The sequence below is a fragment of the Streptococcus saliviloxodontae genome (assembly GCF_016908655.1).
Classification (GTDB): domain Bacteria; phylum Bacillota; class Bacilli; order Lactobacillales; family Streptococcaceae; genus Streptococcus; species Streptococcus saliviloxodontae.
On the sequence record NZ_JAFBEI010000003.1, the window covers coordinates 42,074 to 62,920 of the forward strand.

Annotated in this window: 20 protein-coding genes; 2 read left to right on the top strand and 18 right to left on the bottom strand. The window is 40.6% G+C overall.

Annotated features, from left to right (window positions below; translation table 11 throughout):
- Window positions 1-22: 22 nt before the first annotated feature.
- The 15 genes from JOC31_RS01125 to rsmD form a co-directional block, all read right to left on the bottom strand.
- Window positions 23-262 carry a GlsB/YeaQ/YmgE family stress response membrane protein gene (locus JOC31_RS01125; protein ID WP_205016386.1) on the bottom strand — a complete coding sequence of 80 codons (240 nt, stop codon included), beginning with the start codon at window positions 260-262 and terminating at the stop codon, window positions 23-25.
- A gap of 318 nt (window positions 263-580) precedes the next feature.
- On the bottom strand, window positions 581-1,183 hold the full coding sequence (locus JOC31_RS01130) for a response regulator transcription factor (RefSeq protein ID WP_205016387.1): 603 nt from the start codon (window positions 1,181-1,183) through the stop codon (window positions 581-583).
- Window positions 1,180-2,277 (bottom strand): sensor histidine kinase, encoded by a 1,098-nt coding sequence (locus JOC31_RS01135; protein WP_205016388.1) that lies wholly within the window; start codon window positions 2,275-2,277, stop codon window positions 1,180-1,182. Before JOC31_RS01135 ends, JOC31_RS01130 begins: the two co-directional genes overlap by 4 nt.
- Window positions 2,274-3,008 (bottom strand): ABC transporter permease, encoded by a 735-nt coding sequence (locus tag JOC31_RS01140; protein WP_205016389.1) that lies wholly within the window; start codon window positions 3,006-3,008, stop codon window positions 2,274-2,276. The genes JOC31_RS01135 and JOC31_RS01140 overlap by 4 nt, the downstream gene beginning before the upstream one ends.
- Window positions 3,008-3,883, bottom strand: coding sequence for an ABC transporter ATP-binding protein (locus tag JOC31_RS01145; protein WP_386705148.1), 876 nt, complete (start codon window positions 3,881-3,883; stop codon window positions 3,008-3,010). The genes JOC31_RS01140 and JOC31_RS01145 overlap by 1 nt, the downstream gene beginning before the upstream one ends.
- A gap of 189 nt (window positions 3,884-4,072) precedes the next feature.
- Entirely contained in the window at window positions 4,073-5,200 is a 1,128-nt protein-coding gene (locus JOC31_RS01150) for a hypothetical protein (RefSeq protein WP_205016391.1), read from the bottom strand.
- A 270-nt stretch (window positions 5,201-5,470) separates the two neighbouring features.
- A complete protein-coding gene (locus JOC31_RS01155; protein WP_239551614.1) occupies window positions 5,471-7,216 on the bottom strand; it encodes an ABC transporter ATP-binding protein in 1,746 nt (581 codons plus the stop codon).
- On the bottom strand, window positions 7,209-8,957 hold the full coding sequence (locus JOC31_RS01160; RefSeq protein ID WP_205016392.1) for an ABC transporter ATP-binding protein: 1,749 nt from the start codon (window positions 8,955-8,957) through the stop codon (window positions 7,209-7,211). The genes JOC31_RS01155 and JOC31_RS01160 overlap by 8 nt, the downstream gene beginning before the upstream one ends.
- Window positions 8,958-9,279: 322 nt before the next feature.
- Window positions 9,280-9,780, bottom strand: coding sequence for a VanZ family protein (locus JOC31_RS01165; protein ID WP_205016393.1), 501 nt, complete (start codon window positions 9,778-9,780; stop codon window positions 9,280-9,282).
- Window positions 9,781-9,782: 2 nt separating this feature from the next.
- Complete coding sequence (gene rlmN, locus JOC31_RS01170; protein WP_205016413.1) at window positions 9,783-10,871, bottom strand: dual-specificity RNA methyltransferase RlmN; 1,089 nt, start codon at window positions 10,869-10,871, stop codon at window positions 9,783-9,785.
- A gap of 27 nt (window positions 10,872-10,898) precedes the next feature.
- The gene (locus JOC31_RS01175; RefSeq protein ID WP_205016394.1) at window positions 10,899-11,555 is read right to left on the bottom strand and encodes a YutD family protein; all 657 of its coding nucleotides are present in this window, start codon (window positions 11,553-11,555) and stop codon (window positions 10,899-10,901) included.
- Between the two features lie 16 nt (window positions 11,556-11,571).
- Window positions 11,572-12,897: a bifunctional metallophosphatase/5'-nucleotidase gene (locus JOC31_RS01180; protein WP_205016395.1), complete on the bottom strand. Its 1,326-nt coding sequence runs from the start codon at window positions 12,895-12,897 to the stop codon at window positions 11,572-11,574.
- Between the two features lie 133 nt (window positions 12,898-13,030).
- Entirely contained in the window at window positions 13,031-14,068 is a 1,038-nt protein-coding gene (locus JOC31_RS01185; protein WP_338058823.1) for a SepM family pheromone-processing serine protease, read from the bottom strand.
- Window positions 14,058-14,546: a pantetheine-phosphate adenylyltransferase gene (gene coaD, locus JOC31_RS01190; protein WP_205016397.1), complete on the bottom strand. Its 489-nt coding sequence runs from the start codon at window positions 14,544-14,546 to the stop codon at window positions 14,058-14,060. The genes JOC31_RS01185 and coaD overlap by 11 nt, the downstream gene beginning before the upstream one ends.
- Entirely contained in the window at window positions 14,536-15,075 is a 540-nt protein-coding gene (gene rsmD / locus JOC31_RS01195) for a 16S rRNA (guanine(966)-N(2))-methyltransferase RsmD (protein WP_205016398.1), read from the bottom strand. The genes coaD and rsmD overlap by 11 nt, the downstream gene beginning before the upstream one ends.
- A 143-nt stretch (window positions 15,076-15,218) precedes the next feature.
- Between rsmD and JOC31_RS01200 the strand changes: the two genes are divergently transcribed.
- Complete coding sequence (locus tag JOC31_RS01200; RefSeq protein ID WP_205016399.1) at window positions 15,219-16,319, top strand: hypothetical protein; 1,101 nt, start codon at window positions 15,219-15,221, stop codon at window positions 16,317-16,319.
- 305 nt (window positions 16,320-16,624) lie between these two features.
- A complete protein-coding gene (locus JOC31_RS01205; protein WP_205016400.1) occupies window positions 16,625-17,110 on the top strand; it encodes a DUF6568 family protein in 486 nt (161 codons plus the stop codon).
- Window positions 17,111-17,266: 156 nt separating this feature from the next.
- Here the strand turns inward: JOC31_RS01205 and asnA are convergent, their stop codons facing one another.
- The 3 genes from asnA to dnaI all read right to left on the bottom strand — a co-directional run bounded on the left by asnA (window position 17,267) and on the right by dnaI (window position 20,833).
- On the bottom strand, window positions 17,267-18,259 hold the full coding sequence (gene asnA, locus JOC31_RS01210; protein ID WP_205016401.1) for an aspartate--ammonia ligase: 993 nt from the start codon (window positions 18,257-18,259) through the stop codon (window positions 17,267-17,269).
- 263 nt (window positions 18,260-18,522) lie between these two features.
- The gene (der, locus tag JOC31_RS01215; protein WP_205016402.1) at window positions 18,523-19,833 is read right to left on the bottom strand and encodes a ribosome biogenesis GTPase Der; all 1,311 of its coding nucleotides are present in this window, start codon (window positions 19,831-19,833) and stop codon (window positions 18,523-18,525) included.
- A gap of 97 nt (window positions 19,834-19,930) precedes the next feature.
- The gene (gene dnaI / locus JOC31_RS01220) at window positions 19,931-20,833 is read right to left on the bottom strand and encodes a primosomal protein DnaI (protein ID WP_205016403.1); all 903 of its coding nucleotides are present in this window, start codon (window positions 20,831-20,833) and stop codon (window positions 19,931-19,933) included.
- Between the last annotated feature and the right edge of the window lie 14 nt (window positions 20,834-20,847).

Here is a 20,847-nt window from a genome sequence, read left to right on the forward strand (position 1 = left end):
TTGAATTTCTTTTTTAATAAGACTAATCACGTCGTGACAAGAAGAATGAGACCACTGCTACAACAATAACCGCTCCGATAATAGAAGGAATCAAAGCCATACCAGCCAGACTTGGTCCCCAAGTTCCAAAGAGAAGTTGCCCTACATAGGAACCAATCAATCCTGCAAAAATATTTGCAATCCACCCCATTGAGCCACCTTTTTTAGTAAGAGTCCCTGCAATCACACCAATTAGTGCACCAACTAAAATTGTCCATAACATAATCTTTTCCTCCGAAAATTCTATAAGCGTTTGTTTCACCAAAAACGAAACAAAGTGACAATATTTATTTTTTTTTATATTGTCATTATAACATGGGATAGAAAATAGTCAAATAAAACGTTTTCTTTTTATATTTTTATAAAACTTGCTGTCTCAACCTTTGAAATATAGACATTCATAAACACAGAAGACATCCCCTAAACTTCTACTCTCAACCCCTAGCTTCCTTATAATCAAAAAAATCACTTCAATCCCTAGAAACTTCGTCTAAGAATTGAAATGATTAACAGTTATTTAAAATAATCAATAAGCTCAGTCTCAGTCCAACCATCCCTTATCACGCGCCTTGGTCATGGCTTCAATCCGTGTTCCGACCGATAACTTATTAAAGATTGAAGAGACATAATTGCGGACCGTTCCGTTTGATAAAAACAGTGCTGCTGCGATCTCTTTGTTGGTCAAACCCTGACTAAGCAAGTCTAAGACCTTTTGTTCTTGCAAACTGAGTGGGTTAGGATCCACAAAAAGACTTTCCATCAATTCTGGCGAATACTCTTTTTGTCCTGCCATGACTTTTGAGATTGTCCCCATTAGCTCAGCCGTCGAGCGGTCTTTTAACACATAGGCATCAACACCAGCTTTTACAGCTCTTTGAAAATACCCTGTCCGCTTGAAAGTCGTCACGATGATGATTTTTAAGTCAGGCTTATTTTTCTTAGACCAGTCTAGGACATCCAGACCCGATAAGTCGGGCATTTCAACGTCTAAGATAGCCAAATCTACCGCTTCTTTTTCCAGCAGTCGCTGCGCCTCTAAGCCTGTCCCAGCTTGAAAAATCTCATCAATCTCTTCCTCCATCAACAGGAGCTGGCACATGGCATCTCTGAGCATGGCCTGGTCTTCTGCCACTAATAACTTCATTCCCTTACTCCTTCAGACAAAACAACCTCAATCGGAGTAGGATTTTTCAAGGACGTCACCGAAACCTCTCCCTTGACCAATTGCAGACGCTCTTTGATAGAATACAACTCCTGACCGGTCAGGTCTTTAAAACCACAGCCATCATCTGTCATAGACACATGGACGCCCTTATCACGCCAAACAGTCAAACGAGCTGACTTGGCCTGACTGTGTTTGATGATATTATTGGTCAATTCTCTCACAATCATAACCAAACTAGACTGTAAGACAGGCGATAAAGTCTGACTATCCAGATGATTGTCAATCGTCAAGTCAATCGCAGACTGCGAAAACATGTCCTCTAAAATCCTCAACTCCTCTGAGAAGCTACGGTATTTGAGATTGCTGACAATGCTTCTAACCTCCTGCATGGACTGGCGACTGATGTGGTTTATCTCCTGCAATTCTTTTTGAACCGCAGTCAGATTTTCCTTCTCCAACTGCTTGAGTGCCAACTCTGTCTTCAAGGTCATCATAGCAAAAGTGTGTCCCAGACTGTCATGTAAATCACGTCCAATCCGATTACGCTCATTTTCAGCAGCTAAAAGATTGATGGTCTGGTGTTGTTGAAAAATGACTTTCTCTTGCTTGTCACGCTCTCGCTCCCTTGTCCAATAAAAGACGAGAGTAAAATTGATAAGTGGTAGCAAAATAGCCATGATACGAGAACCAAAATCTGCTCCCCAAATCAAGGTCAGCAGGGTTATCAAGAAATTGGCAAAAAGAAATGAGAGATAACGATATGACCTGATAGTGTCTTCAAACCGATAAACCAAGAGATTAACTGTATAAAAGAAAAACCACATCATGCCACCATTAACCGCCAATGTCATAAACACGATATAGGCTAACAGATAAGTCCAGACAACATTAGTTAGCCAAGTTACTCTCGCATGAATGATGTAAAGATAAGAGACTAAAAAGAGCGAACTAGGTAATAGTGTCCACAAGGGATACTGGAAATAAAAAGGTCCCGTAAATGGAAATACCATGAAAATCAAGGGCATATAATATAAGGGATGCTCCCATTTGATTTTCTTAATATAAGAAATCATCCGTTAATCTCTCGTCTTTCTTTGATAAATAAGGCTAAACCTGCCACTATTATAGCATAGATGAGCACGATCACAAATGACTGCCAGGCAAACACATTGTCCAAAGCAAACGCCTTTACCAAGTGATTGACATGATAGGTTGGTGTTAGTTTTGAAATAGCTTGTACCCAATCTGGAAATACCGATATTGGCATCCAAGAGCCACCTAAGATTGCCAAGCCCAAGAAAGTAATATTGGCTAAAACAGTCATCAATTGTTGTGATTTAATCTGCGAAAATAACAGTCCAAAAGCTAAAAAGACCAAACCTGATAATAAGAGCAAAACGACTGACAAGAACCAACTTCGAACTGGCATGGACACCTGTCTAAAGAAGAAACCAACAGTAAATGTCACAAGAATAGCAATCAAGAAATACACAAGTACACGAAGTACCTTAGCCAAATAATAATAAGACATAGACAGTGGCGAATGCTCGATATAGGTCAAATAATGATCATTTTTATCGCTCTTGAGCATAGCAGGAAAGCTGAAGAAACCAAAGCTAGACATGGAAAAAGCTGTCATGGTCAGCATATAACCTTTGATAAACAATTTTTGTTCCACTGGATTATCAGACATGGTCATACCTGAGTACAATAAAAAGAAGAAAACTGGTAATCCTATTGACAGAATAAAAACCTGCCAATTTCTCACTGTTGAAATCCATTCTATTTTCAATAAAGCTTTCATCACTTATCTCCTCTCGTTGTATCAAACAAACTATTTAGCAAGGTCTTGTTTTGAACTTCAATATCTGAAATACTGCAACCAGACTGCTGCAATTTTTCCCAGACACTTCCCAAGTCTTTTGTCATAAACTGAACCGTATCTCGACCTTGTTTAACATCATAAACATTCTTCAATCCAAGAACCAAGTTTTCGAAATCCAAGGAAAGAGTGACCTGCTTCTCACATTCTTCATTTCGCATGGCAAAAGGTGTTGTATCACGTATCAATTTACCTTGATTTAACACCAAAATCCGATCTGCCGTATGTTCAACTTCTTCAATGTAATGACTGGAATAGACAATCGTTACGCCCTTTTTCTTTAAATCAGCGATAATTTCCCAAAAGTGTTGACGGGTTGTCGTATCCATCCCTGCTGTTGGTTCGTCTAAAAAGAGATAGTTTGGCTTTCCAATCAGACACAGCACAAAGGCTAACAAGCGTCTTTGCCCACCAGACAGATTATCTGCCAGTTGATGGTATTGTAACGGACTAAAACCAAGTAAATCAACTATCTCTGACTCTCTTAAGCTATCACGGTGAATAGCCCTAAAAAAGGCAATTAACTCTTTGACCTTCAATCCTTTAGGAATGAGATTTTCTTGAGCTAGGTAGGCTATCTGCTCTTTATTTGCCCTCGATTTGGGAGCTTCATTGTCCACTAAAACAGTCCCCCTACTAGCAATCTTATCCCCCAACATACAAGACATAAGTGTCGTTTTCCCAGCACCATTCGGACCGATAAGAGCCAGACAGTCTCCTGCCTCAATCGTAAAACTAATATCCGATAAAATAGGTTTGCCTTTAATCGCTTTCGATAAATGATCAACTGTAATCATCGTCATCCTCCCAAATTTCTATTGATAAGGCTATTTTATCATTAACGATGACAAGACATTAGCACTAACAGTCATGACATCACATGACATTTGTCATAAAAGATAGAGACAAAATAAGAAAAATAAACCATCAAGAACATCAAAAAAACAAACCTACACAAGTAAGTTTGTCTTCTAATTGACATTTGATTAATAGCTAAAGCTATCACTGACCACGTGCCAGTTGGTTGCGTCAAGATTGCCTTCTTCCAGTTTTCCATCCGCATTAACACGGTATAAAGCTAGTCGAGTTCCTTTGTCACTGGTCTTTCTGACGCTGGCATAAACAAGACCATCATCATATGACTTCACATTGACAAAATAGTTGGACTCATCACTATCTGACAAGCCTTTAGCACTAGCATAGGTCTCTAAAACCCATGACTGGACTTGAGATTCTGTTAAAGTCTTTGTGTCAACAGATGTTGTGGTACTAGAGCTTTCCGTCGTTGAAGAAGAGCTTGAAGATGAACTTGATGATGATGAACTTGACGATGATGAACTTGACGACGAACTACTGCTAGATGACTTAGAACTTGAGCTTGGAATATAGGAAACTCCCTTGGTAAATGCTGTTGCCTTTGAGGTTGTGTAATCTGAACTAAGATTGCTACTAGTTTGCCAGACTTGAGGATAGATGCTGTCTGACGACGTCAAGACACCATAAGAAGTCCCAGCTTGGCCAAATTGAAAGGCTGAAGCATCTCCAGAAACAAAGTTCAACTTAAAGAGACCTTTCCCAACCAATTGGTAAGACTCAATCTGTCCATAGCTGTAGCCATATGTGCTGTCATAACGAGTAATATAGCCCGATTCATCAATCATCAAAGTCACCTTACCAGTCGTAGTTGTACCACCCCAGGTACCAACTAGAGACGACGGCACTCCAGAAATGGCTTGACCTATGGTGTCGCTTGAACTAGTGCTCGTACTGGTTGATGACATGGTTATGCCAGTGGACCTACTGGTCATATCTGATTTTTGGCTTTGAATCTGGAACTGCCAAAATAGGTAAATAATGATTGACAAAATCGCCAAAACAATAAAAACAATGAGGTATTTTAACCAAGGCTTCTTCTTAGAGGTTTTTTCAGGCGACACTAGCACTGGTTGTTCTAACATAGCCTCATAAGTCTTGATCAAGTCTTGAAGTTGACGGACCTGCTCCATCGTTTCAGCCTGTTTCAAGGCTGACTCAAGTTCTTTGATTTTAATCTTAATCTGTCTTTTAGTCAAATGATTTTCTGAGTCTTGACGACGAAATACTTGTTCTGACAACGGCTTACTCCTTAACATATCATTGTACACATGGGTTTTCACATCAATATAAAACAAAGAGACAATGACCTAAACCTAAAAACCGACCCTTACCTTATAGAGATCTAATTCAGACTTGGTTTAGACAATCCTAGCTCTTCTTTTAAACCTTTTATTCCATTATAACCAAAGAAGCTATCTATTTCATGACGTAACTGTTGATTAGTTTACAATTTGATGACAAAAAAAGATTCATCGCTGATAAAACGATAAACCTTCTTAAAAATGAACCTAATTTCCCATAGAACCTGCTTGAAGCTGGTACATCTTGTAATAAGTACCTTTAAGAGCTAGTAGCTCCTCATGATTACCACTCTCGATGATACGCCCCTTATCCAGCACATAGATGCAGTTGGCATCTTGGATGGTTGACAGGCGATGGGCGATAGCAATCGTCGTGCGACCCTGACGCATCTTAGCCAGCGACGCCTGCACGATCCCTTCAGTCTCTGAGTCGATATTGGCAGTTGCTTCATCTAGGATAAGCACCTTGGGTTGGCTGGCGACGGTTCTGGCAAAAGCCAATAGCTGACGCTGACCTGTTGAAAAACTTGAGCCGCGCTCTGAAACAGCTTGGTCATACTTGTCTGGCAACTTCTGGATGAATTGGTCGGCATCGACAAACTCGGCTGCCGCCTTAATCTCATCGTCAGATAAGTCTTGGTACATGGCAATATTGGACTTGATAGTACCGTGATAGAGGAAAGGATCCTGCAAGACCAGCCCGACATTAGCTCGTAGCTCTTCTTGAGCGTACTGTCGAATATCCACTCCGTCCAAGAGAACCTGACCTGAGGCAAACTCATAAAAACGCATGAAAACGTTGATGATGGATGATTTACCAGAGCCTGTATGTCCAACAAAGGCAATGGTTTCACCCTTATTAACCTTAAAGGAAATCTTGTCTAAAATCTGATGTTTACCATCATAAGAGAAGGACACCTCTTTAAACTCGATATTCCCATCGACTACCTTAGCACCGCTATTTTCCTGCGTCGGCTCATAGCCACGCTCATCAATCAAGTCAAAGACACGCCCCGCAGAGACCATAGAGGTTTGCAAGGTTGAAAAGTTTTGCGTCACCTCAATCAGTGGGTCAAAAAGACGGTTAATGTACTGGATAAAAGCGTACATGACACCTGCTGAGATACCAATATGAGCCCCTCTAAAGCCAAAATAGGCCATAAGAACGGCATAAGCGAGCAGCTTAAGAAGTGACATAGCTGGTCTCAAAAAGAGAGAATCCAAAGCCATTGAGCGATTGGCATAAGTCACATGATCTTCATTAATTTCATCAAACTCTGCTTTAAGACGCTTTTGCTGATTGAAGGCTTGAATAATACGAATCCCTTCAATACTCTCAGATAATTTGGCGTTGATATCTGATAACAAAGCACGCGTACGGCTAATAACATGAACAGACTTCTTACGATAGAGATTAACTAAAATAAAAATAAAAGGTAAAAAGATGGCTACCAAACCTGTCAAACGAACATCCAATAACAACATGGCGTAAAGGGTCGTAACAAAGATAAAGATAGCTGATATGAAACTAGACAAAAGCCCAGAAAACATATCACTCACTGTCTCTGTATCGTTGGTGATACGAGAAACGATAGAACCTGCAGGTGTACGGTCAAAATAAGACATCCCTAGCTTTTCCATATTAGCGAAGGCATCACGACGAATGTCCCTTACAATACTATAAGACACACGCGCAAAAAAGAGATTTCCCAAGTACTGGATGACTGTCTGAAGCAAATAAAGCCCGTAGTAAGCCACAATCATCAGAAAGGCTGGCTGGGTTAGCTTGCCGAGGTACTGGTCAATGAAGTGGGAAGCAACCAAAGGAATCACACTTCGAACCACCGTTGTCAACAAGAGAAATGTCAAGGCGACAATAGTCAATCCCTTATAGGGTTTTAAATAGGTCAACAGACGTTTAAAAACCTGCCATTGATCATAATTTTTAGACAAGGTCAGCACCTCCTTCATCAAATTCAAGTTGTTGTGACTCATAAGTGTCAGCGTACCAACCACCTTGAGCCAACAAGTCATCATGACGACCTCGTTCAATGATATGACCATCCTGCAATACCAAGATAAGATCAGCATGGACGACTGCGCTGAGACGGTGGGCAATGATAATAGTTGTCTTGTCCTGACGCGTTTCCTTAAGGTTATCAATAATCGCATATTCTGTCTTGGCATCAACCGCTGAAAGCGAGTCATCCAAAATCAAAATATCAGGATCCAAAATCATAGCACGACTCATGGCAATCCGCTGCTTTTGACCTCCTGAGAGTGAGACACCTTTCTCACCAATCAAGGTCTCAAAACCATCTGGCATAGCCTCAATATCATCATAGACCTGAGCTAATTTAGCCGCTTCTTTAACCACTTCAAGCGATAAGTCAGGATTTCCAAAGCGGATATTTTCAAGGATAGTTGTCGCAAATAAGAACTGATCCTGAGGCACATATCCTATCAGACCACGCAAATCTTCAAGCTTATAGTCACGAATATCATGCCCATCCAAGGTAATCTTTCCTTTATCAACATCATACTCACGCAAGAGCAACTTAATCAAGGCTGTCTTTCCTGAACCAGTCTGACCGACAAGCCCCAAAGTTTGTCCCTTTTCAAGTGCAAAATGAATCGCTGACAAAGTCTCATCTTGATCAAAGCTAAACTGTTCAAGATCATACTCCAAACGACCATTCTTAGGATTGGTGATAGCCTGCTTAGGATCATTGATATCTGACTCCTCTTCTAAAAGGGCGTTGATACGATCGTAAGAGACATTACCACGTTGGATCATATTAAACAAAAAACCAACTGCCATCAAAGGCCAAACTAGCATATCAAGATAAGTGACAAAGGTGACCAAATTCCCCACGGTAACCTGACCTTTGGAAACCATGAGAGAGCCAACTAATAGTGTCAAGGCGTAGGAGGCTCCAACAAAGAGGAGAACAACAGGATCCCAGAGCGTATCGTAGGTCATTGTCGTCATGTTCTTTTGGAAGGTCATTTCATTGGTTTCTTGGAAAGAATGTAATTCTTTCTCTTGATAGCCAAAGGACTTGGTTACCTTAATACCAGACACCGACTCTTGAACCTTGTTGTTTAACTCTGAAAAGGCTGCCTGCGATGCTCCAAAGGCTGTATGTGTTTTTCTTCCCAGACGACTCGTTGCTAATGCCATAAAAGGTAGGGGAATAATAGCGACCAAGGTCATCTGCCAGGAAATGCTAAAGAACATTGTAATCAGAGTCACCAAGGCAGTAATGGAAGCGTCCACTGCTGACATGACCCCACCACCTGCAAGACGTGTTAAGGCATTAATATCATTTGTAGCATGAGCCATCAAGTCTCCCGTACGGTATTTTTGATAGAAAGACGGTGACATTCGAGTAAACTGCTCAAACAGACGCGAGCGGACAATTTGTCCCAAGCGATAAGACGTCCCTAAGATATACATTCTCCAGAGATAACGTAAACCATACATGGCAAGAGCTGACAACAAGAGCCACAGCAAGTTCCACAATAATTGCGATTGTGTTAGGGATTTACTGGTAATCGCATCTATAACCTTCCCCATAACAGCTGGTGGAATAAGGTTCAAAACGGACACTAAACTCAGTGCAACTATCCCTAAGATATAGCGTTTCTTTTCTAATTTAAAAAACCACCATAGTTTTTTGACAATAGACATAAGGTTCCTTTCTTCATCATTTTCATCTAAAAGCGTGATACAGATCCAATCACATCACTTCTTAGATAATAGCAAGAGCTAACCTCCTATCAAGACCCAGTTGATAGGCTACAGTCACCTCATAAACATAGAAAAAAGAGGTCACTTTCTCACCTCTACTTGGTTGAATAGATCAGCTCAAGAGCGTATAGGGCAAACGAAACCACCATTCAAACACTGCGTTTAGATGTTAAAATGAACTCTACTTGGTGAGAGAGAGCACCCCATCTCACTGTCTTAATAGATCTTTGTTATCACTTTCTGATCACAAGAGATCTCTTTTTTATAAAAAGCCTGATTTCTTACTTTGAATCACACGATAGGTCCAGTAAGCTAACAAAATCCCCAAACTATTGGTCCACAAATCATCAACTTCAAAAACCCTATTGGCATCAATCAAAAAATCTAGCAAAAGCTGGGTACATTCAATGAAAAGACTAAGGGCAAACCCAAGACATAGACTTTTCTTCCCACTACGCCATGCATTGGAGAGAAACATCAGACAAACTCCCAAAGGATATAGTAACAAAACATTACTAAGATTCTGTCCTATCACCCAAACAAGCTGCTTTAGACTAGTCAGTTGTCCCAAGCTCACCAAAGAGTTGAAGGGAACTAAAAGCAAACGTAGGCGCCCCCAATAAATAATATTTGGTGTACTGATGCCTTCTACCACTCCCCACTGAGGACTAAAGCAAAGCAGGCAAATGATAAGGGCGTAAAGAACTGTGGCTCCCTTAAGCCATACTGACTGTGACTTGGTCTTTCTTAGATGCTCTGACACGTTTACTGACCTGCGGTATCCGCAACTGCTTTTTGGCGATCACGTTTCATGGTATTTGAACGCAATTGGCCACAAGCAGCATCGATATCTGTACCGTGTTCTTGACGAACAACACAGTTAACACCATTTTTCTTGAGCACATCATAGAAAGCAGCAACACGCTCTTTAGATGAACGACTATATTGGTCATGCTCTGAAACAGGGTTGTAAGGAATCAAGTTGATATAAGATAACTTACGGATATTTTTAGTCAAATCAGCCAATTCCTGAGCATTTTCAGGATGATCATTAACCTCGCTGAGCATAATGTACTCAAAGGTCACACGGCGATTAGTCGTTTCAATATAGTATTCGATGGCATCAAACAATTTTTCCAATGGGAATGAACGGTTGATACGCATAATACTTGAACGAAGCTCATTGTTTGGTGCATGAAGTGATACTGCCAAGTTAACTTGAACACCTTCGTTTGCAAAGTCCTTAATTTTATGAGCAAGCCCTGATGTTGATACTGTAATATGACGAGCTCCGATAGCTAAGCCGTGATCGTCATTGATTGTACGCAAGAATTTAAGTACATTGTCATAGTTATCAAAAGGCTCACCAATTCCCATAACAACCACGTGGCTGACACGGTCTCCTTCACCACGATCATCAAAGTATTTTTGAACGAGCATGATTTGAGCAGTGATTTCACCGTTGTTAAGGTCACGTTGTTTTTTGATCAATCCGCTGGCACAGAACGTACAACCGATGTTACAGCCAACCTGAGTCGTCACACAGACAGAAAGGCCATAGTGCTGACGCATCAAAACAGTTTCAATCAACATACCGTCTGGTAGTTCAAAGAGGTATTTAACCGTACCGTCTTTAGATTCTTGAACGATACGCTGTTTCAAAGGATTGACGCAGAAATTAGCATTCAAGGTTTCAATAAACTCTTTTGAAATGTTGGTCATTTCTTCAAATGACTGCACGCGTTTGCGATAGAGCCAATCCCAGATTTGTGTGGCGCGGAACTTTTTCTCACCGTGCTCAATTGTCCACTCGATCAATTCATCACGAGTCAAAGTATAAATAGATGGTTTCATTGACATATTCATTCTCTTAGAGTCAGATTATGCTCTATCTGACTGCTTCCTTTCTTGCTTCTTACGGATGGTAAAGGCTTGTCGTCCCTGAGAAGACTTCGTCTTACTAGATTCAGCTAGCTGTCTTGGTCTTGATTTTTGGGATGACTGACGCTTCTTACTGGTAAAGGTTGGTTCAAGCTTTTGCTTAGCTTGTTTTGTTGACTGAGAGGAGGATTTTCTCTCCTTAGACCTTCCTTTGTCAGTGGAAGGTTTCAGTGAGGCATCAGCCCCTTTAGATTTTGATTTACGACGACGCTTACGCTTTGGTAGCATCTCTTCTTCAAAGACAAGCTCGATGGGCTGGCTATTTTCGAGAATAAAGTAAGCACACCCATAGTTGCAATACTCTTTAAGGTAATCCTCTAAGCGTGAGATACGACTCAATCGCTTGATATCCTGCCTATCCTTATAAAAGCCTCGTAAACGCAATTGTTCATTACCCCAATCGCCAACAATATAGTCATATTTAAGGAGAATTTCCGAAAAGCGCTGATTAAAAACAGTCACATCAAAGGCATCTTTGACATTATCAACAAGCGTAAACTGATAATCATCGCACTTCACCTGATTCTCAAAAAAGACAAACTGAGGACCTGGAAACTTGTTGTAATTGTACATATCCGCCGTGATTTCTTTTCTCATAATCCCTCCCAAACCTTTATTGTCCTAAATCATTTGCCACCACTTCTCGTAGCAGTTCTGGAAAAAGAAGCTTGACCTCCTTGTCCTTAATCCGTTCAAAATAAGGAGCAAAATAATACTGATCCACGAGAACGAGACGGTAACAATCTGATTTATTGATAACCTTTTTATTATACACTATTTTTCCATTTTTGTAAGTAAATCCACTCGTCAAAACGTTTCCAAACTGCTTGCCTCTAAAGCCCATCCCACGTATCTTTTGTTGCTTCAATAAGGGCTCTTTGGCAAAAATTTCCTGACAAATCGCTAAGAGTTCATCATGGCTAACCTCTAAAGAGATCAAACGCATCTGATGAGGCAGAGATTCCTGGAGGTCTGCCATCGTGAGATCTTGGGCAAAACCCTTGACAACAAGACCTGAATTCACTATAGATAGACTGGCATCAGCATAATGCTTCATCGCTGTCATCATCAAGTCAGCAGATTCTTCTACTCCTAAACTTGACGGCAAGTGACAGATAGAATCTTTAGCTAAGAGCTGACGCCCTTGTTCCAATCGGTCTTCAACCCATTTCTCATCTCCCGCTTGACTGCCAAGCTGAGAAATCGCTTGAGCAAAAATTCTGACATCCGTCAACTGACCATCACATAAGCTTAAATCAATCTGACCAACATGCTCACCATAACGTCCCGCAGCTGCTAAGTAGGTTCCTTCAAGATAAGCACCTTCTTCCAACAAGTGGTGGGTGTGGCTTCCTATAATCAAATCAACCTGATCAAACTCCCTTGCAATACGCTCATCATAAGGAAGACCCAGATGACTCATAAGGACAATCACATCCGCACTAGCTACCTCTTCTCTCGATAAGTCCCTCTTAAGTGACTCAATCGGATCTTCAACCTGCCAGCCATTGGGCTGATAGGTTAGATAGTAAGGGAAAGTATAGGCTAAAAAGGCAACTGTCGTCCCCCCAGCAGTCCGATAGATGTGATAAGGAGTTGCCCAAGAAGGCTGACCGTTCTCATCTTTTAGATTTCCAATCAAAACCTTAAAGTCAGCCTCATCATAAAGACTGCTTATTTCAGCCTTACTAAGTCCAATCCCTTCATTATTCCCAATAGTGGCAAAATCTAACCTCAAATCATTCATCAGATCAACATTAGCCCTTCCTGATGTTGCAGCAGTTAGCGGGTGACTCTTGTCGACATTATCCCCAAGGTCTAGTCGGACAATCTCCCTCTCTTCGTCAGACTCCTGCTCAAAGAAGCGCTTCACCTTAGGGTAATGTTCAAAATGGGAATGTAAGTCATTCAAGTGTAGTATTCTTACGTTTTCAATCATGCTCCTATTGTAACACTTCTCTATCAAAATACACCTATTTTAGCTACTAAGATCAACTCCTTTAGAAATAGCCAGACAAGGCAACTAAAAAACAGCCAAGAACCTCTATCATAGATTTCTTGACTGTTGACATCTAGTCTGTATTTCTTAAATAATCAATAGCTTCTTGGACAGTTGATACCTTCACAATTTTCATATCAGTACCATACTTTTTAGCTGCCTTGACAGCCGCCTTGTAGTTATCTCCTGCCGGTGCGAAAAAGATGCTTGCTCCAGACTTGGCCGCAGACACAACCTTCTTATCAATCCCACCGATTTCACCAACAGAGCCATCCATACCGATTGTTCCAGTTCCTGCAATCACACGGCCTTTTCTCAAGTCCTCAGTTGATAACTGATCGTAAATATCCAAGGTAAACATCAATCCAGCACTTGGTCCACCAACAGCTCCTGTACTAAAGGTCACCTTGTCATCAGACTTAACCACAGTATGATCAACTAGACCGATACCAATACCATTTTTACCATTTGACAAGGAAATAATCTTTCCTTTAGCTTCTTTTTTCTGACCTTGGCTAGTGTACTGGACGGTCACATCTGCCCCCAGATCTAAGTCAGCTACAAAGTTAATCAACTCTTGTGAGCTATTAAAGGTATGCCCATCAACTCCAGTTACAGTATCCGCTAAATTCAATACCCCTTTAAAGGTTGATTTATCTGACACACTGAGAACATAAACTCCTTGATAATCCAAGGTAACCGATTTACCGGCCAGCGTCATAGCTTGGTAAATCGCTGTGTTTTGAGACGTCTCCATGTAAAACTGATTGATACGAATGTAATCTGCTTCGCTGTAGTCTCCTGTTGTTTCCTCAGCAGTAGTGATATCTGTAAAAGGAGTTGCCCAAGCATAGAGCAACCAAGCAAAAGTAGCCCTCACTTGAGATACCGCTACAAATTCATAAGAGCCTTTTTCCTTGTCCTCTTTATCATTGACCGTTAATACCTGTGCAATATCAAAAGCACCTCCAGGCATCTCAACATAATAAGGTAAAGGAACTAGTATAGCAACTGCTAATAAAATTGTCACACAGATACCAGCTAACCACCACTTAAATCGCTTTAAATAGGATACGATAGTAGCCCACCGAGACACTTTCTTATTTTCCACTTTTTTTCTCCACTTCTTTGATAACACTTTCTGGGACATAGGCCTCTAGGTCCACTCCAAAATGAATCAACTCACGAACACGACTAGATGAAATGGGCTGCACCTCATGACTAGCAATCAAATAGATGGTTTCCAACTCTTTCGCCAACTGCTTATTAAAAAAGTCAAGATTAGCCTCATAATCAAAATCAGTCGCATTACGAAGCCCTCTGACAAGACAAGTCACTCCCAGTTGATTTGCAAAATCAACAGCTAAGCTATTATCAGCTGTCACAACCACCACATTTTGAAAATCAACTACTGCCTCTTCCAAAATATGCTGACGCTCATCAATTGTAAAGAAACCTTGCTTTTCACGGTTGAAAAAAATACCAACATACAAGGTGTCAAAGAGTTTACTGGCTCGAGAAATAATATCCATATGCCCAAGAGTCACCGGATCAAAAGAGCCTGTTAATAGTCCAATTCTATCTGACATAAACAGTCACCTTAGAAATACCGTAGGTTTTCTCTTTCCAAATACCAACCGAAGCAATCTCCTCTGGCAAAATGACGGACTTGTCTGTCTCACAGACAATCATAACGTCCTCACCAAGTAGATTTGCCTCATCCAAAGCCTCGATATTAGCCACAATCTGCTCTTTAGCATAAGGAGGATCTAAAAAAATCAAGTCAAAGGTCCCAGTCAACTGACCAATAGCACGCTCTGCTTCCATTTTCAAGAGGCTAAACTGCTTCTCAGACTTTGTCATCTCGATATTCTCTTGGATAATAGCTTGCGCTCTGCGATCTTTTTCAACCAGAACTGCCTCATCCATACCACGAGAAACAGCCTCAATTGACAAACCACCTGAACCCGCAAAAAGGTCCAAGACACGCCCACCATCAAAATAAGGACCAATCATATTAAACATGGCACCACGCACCTTATCAGAAGTCGGACGCGTTGTTTTACCCTCTAGCGTCTTCAAAGGACGCCCACCAAATTCACCAGATACAATTCTCATAATGTCTTCTATTATAACAAAAAAATAACAGATTATCTTAAAAGGACTTTTCTAATAGAATGAAAAGTCACTTTACATGAAATCCTTTTCATGATAAGATGGATGCATAAAGTTTTATGAATAAAAGTATTTTGGAGGTTATTATGAAAAAAAGCAAATCACTTATACTCACAAGCCTACTACTTGGAGCCTTCGGAGTTCAACTATCTCATCCACAGCTAGTCACTCCTCTACCAAACTCAATTGTCTATGCAACGACTAACAATGAATCTGAAAATACTGCCGAAATAGCTGTCAAGACATTAGAAGATAGCCAAACCCGAAATAATCTTGCCAAAGCTAAAGAAACTGTCGCTACATTAGACAGTTCTAGCAACAAGGAAAAACTTGAAGACCGTATCACCGCGGTAGAACAAGCTATTACTATCAAAGAAGCTAAGGAAGCTGTTAAACGACTTGAAGACAAGCAAAATCGCAATAACCTCACTAGCGCCCAAACTGCAAGTGACCAAGTCAAGGATGCCGGTACCTATTTAGATCTAACGAACCGTATTAATAAAGTTAGTCAAGCTATCACCATCAAAGAGGCACAGACAGCAGTCAAATACCTAGAAGATCATCAAACACGTGATAATATTGCCCCTGCACAAGAGGCTACTAATAGAGTCTCAGATTCTGGCACTGTAGCAAATCTTGAAAATCGTATCAATGCCGTTCAGAATGCTATTAATATTAGAGAAGCACAGACAGCAGTCAAACGCCTAGAAGATCATCAAACACGTGATAATATTGCCCCTGCACAAGAGGCCACTAATAGAGTCTCAGATTCTGGCACTATAGCAAATCTTGAAAATCGTATCAATGCCGTTCAAAATGCCATTAGTATTAGAGAAGCCGAAGCTCAAGCAGAAGCAAACGCTGAGATCGCTGTAAAACATCTCGAAGATAACCAAAACAGAGAAAATCAAGCCAATGCACAAGCTGTTGTTAACAGCGTCAATGATGCCAATAAAAAAGCTGCCTGGCAACACAGAATCAACCTAGTTGATGCAGCAATTTCAACCAAAGAAGAACAAGTTGCACAAGCTGCAGCAGCTCAGGCTGCACAAGAAGCTCAAGCTGCAAGTCGAGCTCAAGTTCGATCAAGTAGTGGCTATTCTAGAGATTACCGCGGTAGATGGCATAGATCAAATGGACAATATGCTTCTAAGGCAGAAATTGCAGCAGCAGGCTTACCTTGGTAGCTAAAATATACTTAACACTGAAATAAGAATATCTAAACAAGAGTCCACCTTGTTTAAAACCTAATTATATAGTAGAGAATTTTGATGTTAGAGATTGACTACCCTATAATAGCAACTCTTGGAAATACTGATATAGCAGTATTCCTAAGAGTTTTTTATTTCTCAAGTAAAAGAAAAGTATAAGACCTGCTGACATAATCGATATCTTTTCTCCTGAGAACCAATATCTCCAACTCTCTTTTACATTTACATCTCCAATTCTTTTTGTTATGATAAGAGTATTATTAAACAAGGATTAGCTATTGATGTTATTGTTCAAAAAAATTATCGCTGTAATCTTCCTATGTCTCTCCCTCCTTCTTCCTTATCAAACTATCACGGTATCGGCTACCAACTCAAGCTCATCAGACACGACGGTTCAACAGGAAAAGCACTACACCAAACTCGTTGAGCAAAGCAAACTCATCGAGATTGACGAAACAAAGCTACAAGAGTTAGAACAAGGAGCCACTCCTTTTGTACTCTACATGGGACGTCCAACCTGCCCTTACTGCAGAGCCTTTTTACCTAAATTAGTCAAAGCACTCAAAAACAGCCAAACAACCGTTTACTATATCGATAGCCAAAAACATTCTGGACAGACCCTCCAAGCGTTTAGAGATCGTTATGATCTGCCCTACGTTCCAAATCTAGCTGTCTACCAAAATCAACAACAGACCAAAAAACTTGACTCAACCAGTAGAGCAACAGTGGCCAAACTCACCTCTTTTCTATCTCATGCACTCGATTGATACTAGAACTTCGTTTCCTTAAACCACATCAAAAATAGGAGTAAGCTTGCCCTTTCCTATCAGCAAGTTTACTCCTGTTTTTATTTTGTTGTAATGGCAGTAGGCTCCATTGCTAATTAAAAAGAGTTGGACAGCTTGGCCAACTCTATCTTAGTCTTATAGGATGTTATCAAAAGTATCACGAACTTCTTGTGGCCAAACAGAAGTTTGAACCTCACCGATATGTTTCTTACGAAGCAAGAACATAGCCATACGAGATTGACCGATACCACCACCGATTGTTAGTGGGAAAAGACCTCGTAAGAGAGCTTTGTGCCAATCGTACTCAAGGCGTTCTTGGTCACCAGTAATCTCTACTTGACGTTTCAACGCTTCCTCATCAACACGAATACCCATTGATGACAATTCAAAAGCAGATCCCAATTGTTCGTTCCAAACCAAGATATCTCCATTAAGACCATGGTAACCATCTTCTGACTCACTTGTCCAGTCATCGTAGTCCGGAGCACGCCCATCATGTGGTTTACCATCAGGCAGAACACCACCAATACCGATCAAGAAGACGGCACCAAATTCTTTGGTAATCGCATTTTCACGCTCTTTTGGTGTCAAATCAGGATATTTTTCAACCAAATCTTCTGAATGGATAAAGGTAATTTTCTTAGGAAGCACTGCTTCAATATCGTAACGCGCCTCAACCGCAAGCTCTGTCAAACGAATCACTTTATAGATTGTTTCAACAGTTTCTTTAAGGTAGGCAATATCTCGGTGTCCATCTGGAATAACTTTTTCCCAATCCCACTGGTCAACATAAACAGAGTGAGTTTGATCCAAGGAATCTTCATCTGGACGGAGTGCCTTCATATTGACAACAAGCCCCTCACCATCATTAAAACCAAAACGTGCCAAAGTGTGACGTTTCCACTTGGCCAAAGAATGAACAACTTCAAACTGGGCATCTGGAATTTTAAGAACATTTACTGAAACTGGGTTTTCGATACCAGACAAATTATCTTGCATACCATCCCCAACTCGACTTAAAATAGGTCCTTGAACTTCAACGACGTCAAGTTTATCAATCAAATACTGTGTAAAGGTATTTTTTACAAAAGAAATCTCCTCTTGCTGATGAATAAAGCTTTTTTTCATATTTCTGCACTCCTTTTCTCTAGGTTACCTAAAAAGAAAGCTACTTTTTAGACTCAAACTAATGTAATGTGACCATTATACTTTATTTCTCCTAAAAAAGAAAGACTAATTTCGAAATTTTTTGAAAATTCATTCTGTTTTCTGAAAACAAGTATAATCTAGCCTAAGCCTAGAATCACTAGCTGAACGAAAAAAGTTGAGTTCATTTAAGAACTCAACTTTTTATAGAATTAACGTCAATCAAGTACTACAAGAAACCTTGCCTATTTACGTTTACGAGCAATCAGATGAATCGGAGTCCCTTCAAAGGTAAAGGCTTCACGAATTTGATTTTCCAAGAAACGAAGATATGAGAAGTGCATGAGCTCTTCTTCGTTGACAAAGATGACAAATGTCGGTGGCTTAACTGCAACCTGTGTCGCATAGAAGATTTTAAGACGTTTCCCCTTGTCTGTCGGTGTTGGATTGATAGCGATAGCATCCATAATCACATCATTAAGGACAGCTGAAGGGATACGTTTATTTTGGCTTTCACTGATACGTTTGATCAGTTCTGGCAACTTATGCAAGCGTTGTTTTGTCACTGCAGAAACAAAGACAATCGGTGCATAGCTCAAGAATTGGAAGTTATCGCGAATATCAGATTCCCACTGAGCAACCGTATGATTGTTCTTTTCAAGCGTGTCCCACTTGTTAACGACGATGATAATACCCTTACCTGCTTCATGGGCAAAACCTGCGATACGCTTGTCGTACTCACGAATCCCCTCTTCAGCATTAATGACCATAAGAACAACATCCGAGCGGTCAATGGCACGCATAGAACGCATGACAGAGTACTTCTCAGTATTTTCATAAACCTTACCAGACTTACGCATACCTGCCGTATCAATCATAGTGTACTCTTGCCCTTCACTATCAGTGAAGTTAGTATCAATAGCATCACGAGTCGTTCCTGCAATCGGACTAGCAATCACACGGTCTTCGCCCAAAATAGCATTGATAAGACTTGATTTACCAACATTAGGACGACCGATAAGGCTAAACTTGATGATGTCTGGATTTTCATCTTCTACTTCTTGAGGAAGGTTTTCAACAATAGCATCTAAAACATCCCCTGTACCAATCCCGTGAACAGATGACACTGGCATTGGGTCACCCAGACCAAGTGAGTAGAAATCGTAAATATCGTTACGCATTTCAGGATTATCAACCTTGTTCACCGCCAAGATGACAGGTTTGTTGGTTTTATAAAGGATACGTGCTACATACTCATCAGCATCTGTGACACCTTCCTTACCAGAAACGACAAAGACAATGACATCAGCCTCGGTCATGGCAATATCAGCTTGGTGCTTGATTTGCTCCATGAATGGGGCATCCACATCATCGATACCACCTGTATCAATGATAGAGAATTTACGATTGAGCCACTCCGCAGTGGTGTAAATACGGTCACGTGTAACACCCTCAACATCTTCAACGATTGAGATACGCTCACCAGCTACACGATTAAATAGTGTCGATTTTCCAACATTAGGACGCCCGACAATAGCGACAGTAGGTAATGACATATGATATTAAGACCTCAGAGAGTCTCCTCTCCCTTATCCCAAATAATAAGAATAGGTCTTCCTTTCTATAAAGATTGTAAATACAATAAACTAATAATTATCGACGGTTTTCACCTTCTAAGTGAATTTCTTGCGCTAAAAATCTAATGCGTTCCATAACACGCTTAGCCTGCCAAGACTCATCTCCTTTACGACCATCTGATAACTTAGCTTCCAGATTAGCCATGGAATAGTTAGAGGTAAAAAAGGTCGGTAGTTCTTCTAACATACGATACTGCAAAATAACTTGAAGCACTTCATCACGAACCCATGATGAAAATTGCTCTGCGCCAATATCATCTAAGATTAAAACAGGCACCGACTTAACAGCATCAATTTCATCCTTGACACGCCCATCGTTGATGGCATTTTTAACGTCAATAGTGAATGATGGGTAGTGTAACATCGTTGTTGTTACACCTTTTTTCTCTGATAACTCATGAGCCATAGCAGCAAGCATATAGGACTTGCCAACCCCCATATCTCCATAAAGATACAAGCCTTTTTGCCCCTGATCTGGATAATCATTGACAAAATCAACCAAATTACCAAAACTAAGCAGTCGTCTCGAATCATCCAAAAGAACGTCATCAAAAGAGATATGCTTGTAAGATTTCGGCAAGCTCATGAGCTGAATACGATTTTCAACAGCCTGCTTCTGCTGAGCTTCTTTCAAAGCCCGTGTCTCAAGGTAAGTCACATCTGCATAACCTTCGTTCATCGTCAAAATAGGCTGGTAGCCCTTGGCACTGTAAGAGGCATCGCCAGTTTCAAACTTCATTCGCTCATTTCGAAACTGATTAAACTTGGGTAGGCTGCGCTTAATCTCATCCTGTGTCAAATTATGTTGATTAATGAAAGCAGCCACATCTTCATCTGCTAAAATGCTCTGCATTAACTCTTCTGGTGCCACACGCCCCAAAGATTGGGAGCGATTTAAGGTTTGACCAATTTTCTCCAAATCAAGACTCCTTT

Excerpts from the sequence above, each read along its gene's own strand:
- JOC31_RS01125 (WP_205016386.1), bottom strand. The coding sequence starts at position 262 with ATGTTATGGACAATTTTAGTTGGTGCACTAATTGGTGTGATTGCAGGG.
- JOC31_RS01130 (WP_205016387.1), bottom strand. The coding sequence starts at position 1,183 with ATGAAGTTATTAGTGGCAGAAGACCAGGCCATGCTCAGAGATGCCATG.
- JOC31_RS01135 (WP_205016388.1), bottom strand. The coding sequence starts at position 2,277 with ATGATTTCTTATATTAAGAAAATCAAATGGGAGCATCCCTTATATTAT.
- JOC31_RS01140 (WP_205016389.1), bottom strand. The coding sequence starts at position 3,008 with ATGAAAGCTTTATTGAAAATAGAATGGATTTCAACAGTGAGAAATTGG.
- JOC31_RS01145 (WP_386705148.1), bottom strand. The coding sequence starts at position 3,883 with ATGATTACAGTTGATCATTTATCGAAAGCGATTAAAGGCAAACCTATT.
- JOC31_RS01160 (WP_205016392.1), bottom strand. The coding sequence starts at position 8,957 with ATGTCTATTGTCAAAAAACTATGGTGGTTTTTTAAATTAGAAAAGAAA.
- rlmN (WP_205016413.1), bottom strand. The coding sequence starts at position 10,871 with ATGAAACCATCTATTTATACTTTGACTCGTGATGAATTGATCGAGTGG.
- JOC31_RS01175 (WP_205016394.1), bottom strand. The coding sequence starts at position 11,555 with ATGAGAAAAGAAATCACGGCGGATATGTACAATTACAACAAGTTTCCA.
- JOC31_RS01180 (WP_205016395.1), bottom strand. The coding sequence starts at position 12,897 with ATGATTGAAAACGTAAGAATACTACACTTGAATGACTTACATTCCCAT.
- coaD (WP_205016397.1), bottom strand. The coding sequence starts at position 14,546 with ATGTCAGATAGAATTGGACTATTAACAGGCTCTTTTGATCCGGTGACT.
- rsmD (WP_205016398.1), bottom strand. The coding sequence starts at position 15,075 with ATGAGAATTGTATCTGGTGAATTTGGTGGGCGTCCTTTGAAGACGCTA.
- JOC31_RS01200 (WP_205016399.1), top strand. The coding sequence starts at position 15,219 with ATGAAAAAAAGCAAATCACTTATACTCACAAGCCTACTACTTGGAGCC.
- JOC31_RS01205 (WP_205016400.1), top strand. The coding sequence starts at position 16,625 with ATGTTATTGTTCAAAAAAATTATCGCTGTAATCTTCCTATGTCTCTCC.
- asnA (WP_205016401.1), bottom strand. The coding sequence starts at position 18,259 with ATGAAAAAAAGCTTTATTCATCAGCAAGAGGAGATTTCTTTTGTAAAA.
- der (WP_205016402.1), bottom strand. The coding sequence starts at position 19,833 with ATGTCATTACCTACTGTCGCTATTGTCGGGCGTCCTAATGTTGGAAAA.